Here is a 3,875-nt window from a genome sequence, read left to right on the forward strand (position 1 = left end):
GATCTCCACTCAGCCACCGCAAGACCCGCGCGTTCGGGTCGGCCTCCAGAATCAGCGCACGCACGAGCAGGGTCAGCGGAATCGACAGGATCGCCCCGAGCGGACCGATCACAAACGTCCAGAAGATCACCGAGAAGAAACTCAGCGTGAGGCTGAGGCTGACGGCATCCGCAACGAACTTCGGCTGGACGAGCACCTGCAGCACGACGTTCACGATGCAGTAGATCGCGATGACGGCCAGAAACAGCGGCCACCCCCCGACGACCAGCGCGAGAACAGCTGGCGGAATGAGGCCGAGGATGAACCCGATGTTGGGGATGAAGTTGGTGACGAATGCCAGGATCGCCCAGACCACCGGCGCCGGTACTCCGATTGCGGCGAGCGCGATGCCGTCGATGATGGCGACGATCGCACCGAAGATGGCGTTGACGATGTAGTAGCGCCGGGTTCCGACCGTGAAGGTGCGAACCCGGGCGAGTGTCCCGTCGACCGCGGAACCGAAGACAGCCCGGAGTCGGTTGTACCGGGCAGCGTCTGCGGCCATGAAGATGACGTAGGCGAGCACGAAGAACAACCCGATCGCGACCCCGACGACCATCCCCGACACCGATGTCGCCACGCTGAGCAGGCGCGAGGGTTCGAGGAAGGACGCGAGGGTGTCGGCAGCCTGCCGGTCCCAGCCCATATCGGCGAGCCACTGCTCGATCCCATCGACCGTGGTCTGCAGCTGCGCGACGTAGTTGACGACGAGGCGCGCGAACTGCGTTCCCGCGAACAGAAGGAGAAGCGCCATCGCGGTCAGGATCACGTACGCGAGCAGGATGACGGCGGTCGTGGCGGTCCACATCGGCCATCCGCGCCGGCGCAACAGCCCCTGCAGGGGATGGCAGATGATCACGATCACTGCCGCGAGCGCCAGCGGGCCGACGATCTCCCGGGCCCAGGAAAGCCCGACGAGGACGACCACAGCCGCCGCCAGGCCGATCAGCACCCGCAGCATCGGCGACGAGCTCGAGGGCACTTCGGAGGGCGGGGCGGAACTCACGGCGTCAGGTTACCGCGCCGCCCTCGGAACCGGCCGTCATGAGGGGGTCTGAGGCGGCTCGGCCTCGCGGTGGTGCGGAAGGGTCTTCTCGGCATCCTGTGGAAGAGCCTTCACCAGAGCCTCGACCTGCCGCGAGAGAGCACGAACCTGGCCACGGGTCGCGGTTTCCTGATCGTCGCTTCCCGATACCGTCGCGGCCCGCTCGACGAACCAGGACGCGGTTGTTGCGGTGACGACACCGACGACGCCGATTCCCACTGACATCAGCACGACGGCGACGACCCGGCCCCAGGCCGTGATGGGGTACAGGTCCCCGTAGCCCACGGTCGTGACCGTGACGAATGCCCACCAGATCGCGTCACCGAAGTTGAGGATGTTCGCCCCGGGCGCGGGGCGCTCGACGTCCAGGACCGCGAGCGAGCAGATCCAGATGAGGATGGCTACAGTTCCGCCTGCGAGGACAGCTGCCTGGGCGCGTAGTTGGTCACCTTTGGACATCTTCTGGATCTCGGTGATCGCGCGAACCAGCCGGAGGGGCTTGAGAACGGGCAAGACCACGACCGCGAGGTCGAACAGATGACCCCGGAACCACGCACCCTTCTTCGCAGCCAGCCCGAGCCGGACCAGATAGTCGATCGCGAAGATCACCCAGGTCACGGCCATGATGGCCCGCATGATGGCGTAGTCAGGCCCTTGGAGGTTGGCGATCACCTGCCACGAGTAGGCGACGATGAAGGCGAAGGATGCCACCACCAGGGGCCAATAGGTCAGTCGTTGCCAGCGTTCTTCGGTCATGATCTGAGAGTAGTGAGACTCACGGCGTGGCCTGGCGTTGACGAGCCGCACGTCCAACGGCGCCGCCGCGACAGTTCCCCACCAGCAGGGGTGAGGATGCCGCGGGGCGCCGCTGGGTCGAGCTCAGGCGAGTGCCTTCGCCTTGATCTTCTCGAAGTCGTCCGCCGTGATCGTGCCGGCGTCGCGCAACTGCGCGGCCTTGGCGATCTCGTCCGTCGCACTCGCGCCGGCTGCTGACCGGATGTACGCGTCAGTCTCCCGGCGCGCTGCCTCAGCCTGTGCGACACTCCGCTGAGCCATTCCCTTTCCACGCGCGATGAGGTAGATCAGCGCAGTGAGGATGGGCACGAAGATCAGGAAAATGATCCAAACTGCCTTGGCGAAGCCGCCCAGGTTCTGGTCGCGCACGAGGTCGGCGAGGATCGAGAAGAGCAGGAACAGATAGGCGACGAACACGTACGCCCAGAGCATCCAGATGATGAATTCCCAAAAGTTCATCGGGTGGGGTCCTTCCATGGTCGGCGCGACGATCGCGCCTGAATAACCTTCGGGCCGCGGGGAGTGAGGCACATCACCCTTCCGGGGTGAATCGCGAACTGGCGCTCGCTCGTAGACTCTCGCGACGTGACCATCAGACCTCTCGCCGGCCTCACCGCCCGCTCCGTCGGCCGGGAACTGCTCGCGGGAGTAACCCTGCTTGCGATCGCCGTGCCCTTGAACATCGGATACGCCCAGATCGCGGGGCTGCCTCCGACGGCCGGACTCTACGCACTGATCGTGCCGACGATCATCTTCGTTGCCGTGACCTCCTCACGCCACGTCGTCGCCTCCCCTGACGCTGCGGCGGCTGCGCTGGTCGCCTCATCTGTCGGGGGGCTCGCGGTCGCCGGGTCTGATCAGTACCTGGTCATGGCTATGGCGCAGGCGATCATCTCCGGCATCGCCTTCGTCGTCATGGCGGTGTTCCGGCTGGGGTTCCTCGCGAACTTCCTCTCGGCGCCGATCCTCGTCGGCTTCGTCGCGGGGCTTGCCCTCGACATCCTGGTGTCGCAGATCGCGAAGATGCTGGGGGTGCCGATCGCGTCCGGATCCGAGTTCATCGAAAAGCTCGTGCAACTGGTCGAGGGGCTTCCCCAGCTGAACGTGTGGGCGCTGTGCATCTCGGCGGGGTCGCTGGTGATCCTGCTGGTGGGCAGGCGCTGGCTCCGGGTGGCACCGTGGGCGCTCGTGGTGATCGTGGTCTCGACGGTCGTCGTATCGATCACCGACGCCGACCAGGCGGGGGTCGATGTGCTGGGCGAGGTGACCGGTGGCCTGCCCACCCTGACCTGGCCGATCCTGGATTGGGGGACCTGGATAGCCCTCGTTCCGTCGGCTCTCGCGCTCACCCTGGTCACGGTGGCCGAGGGGTTGCTGCTGTCGCGTTCGTATGGCGAGCGGCATCGCTATCGCACCGACCCCAATCGGGACCTGCTCGCCTTCGGTCTCACCAACATTGCGGGCGGGGCAAGCGGTAGCTTCGCCATCGGGTCTTCAACCTCGCGCAGCGCCGCAATGGAGCAGGCCGGTGCCCGGTCCCAGCTGCCCTCGCTCGTGACAGCAGCCGGGACACTCCTGCTGTTGCTGTTCGGAACCTCAGCGCTCGCGCTCATCCCCTCACCGGCCATCGGCGCGGTTGTGGCTGTTGCCATCCTTCCGCTGCTGGGCATTCGCGAGTTGACGCGGCTCTGGCGCGTCGAGCGGGGCGAGTTCGTGGTGGCTGCAGTCTGCTTCGCCGTCACGCTCCTGGTCGGCACCATTGCCGGAATCGCCGTTGCGTTCGTTCTTGCCCTGATCAATGTCACGCGACGCGCGGCATCCGCACCGGTCGATGTTCTCGCCGGGGCCGAGGACGGCGGCGCGATCCTCGAGACGGCGGAGCCGGGCACGACCACGGCTCCCGGCGTGGTGATCCTGCGGCTTGCGGCACCCTTGTTCTTCGCGAACGCCGCGAGCTTCGTCGGGGCCGTCAAGGCGAGCGTCGGCGCCGCCGGCA

General features: G+C 66.4%; 4 protein-coding genes. 1 reads left to right on the forward strand and 3 read right to left on the reverse strand.

The genetic code is table 11. The features are described 5' to 3' along the window. The 3 genes from Q1V87_RS01805 to Q1V87_RS01815 form a co-directional block, all read right to left on the reverse strand. The coding region (locus tag Q1V87_RS01805; protein WP_300590602.1) for an AI-2E family transporter at positions 1 to 1,045 on the reverse strand (1,045 nt) is incomplete at its 3' end. A 36-nt stretch (positions 1,046 to 1,081) separates the two neighbouring features. After that, entirely contained in the window at positions 1,082 to 1,840 is a 759-nt protein-coding gene (locus Q1V87_RS01810) for a potassium channel family protein (protein ID WP_300590603.1), read from the reverse strand. A gap of 123 nt (positions 1,841 to 1,963) precedes the next feature. Further along, positions 1,964 to 2,338, reverse strand: coding sequence for an SHOCT domain-containing protein (locus Q1V87_RS01815; RefSeq protein WP_292707164.1), 375 nt, complete (start codon positions 2,336 to 2,338; stop codon positions 1,964 to 1,966). 126 nt (positions 2,339 to 2,464) lie between these two features. On the opposite strand from Q1V87_RS01815, the gene Q1V87_RS01820 reads away from it, so the two are divergent. Then, positions 2,465 to 3,875, forward strand: a 1,411-nt coding sequence (locus Q1V87_RS01820; protein WP_300590604.1) for a solute carrier family 23 protein, incomplete at its 3' end; no start/stop codon positions are given.

Origin of the sequence: Microbacterium sp., from assembly GCF_030149085.1 — a bacterium.
GTDB lineage: Bacteria > Actinomycetota > Actinomycetes > Actinomycetales > Microbacteriaceae > Microbacterium.

Coding starts and splice junctions, on each gene's coding strand:
- Q1V87_RS01810 (WP_300590603.1), bottom strand. CDS start 1,840: ATGACCGAAGAACGCTGGCAACGACTGACCTATTGGCCCCTGGTGGTG.
- Q1V87_RS01815 (WP_292707164.1), bottom strand. CDS start 2,338: ATGAACTTTTGGGAATTCATCATCTGGATGCTCTGGGCGTACGTGTTC.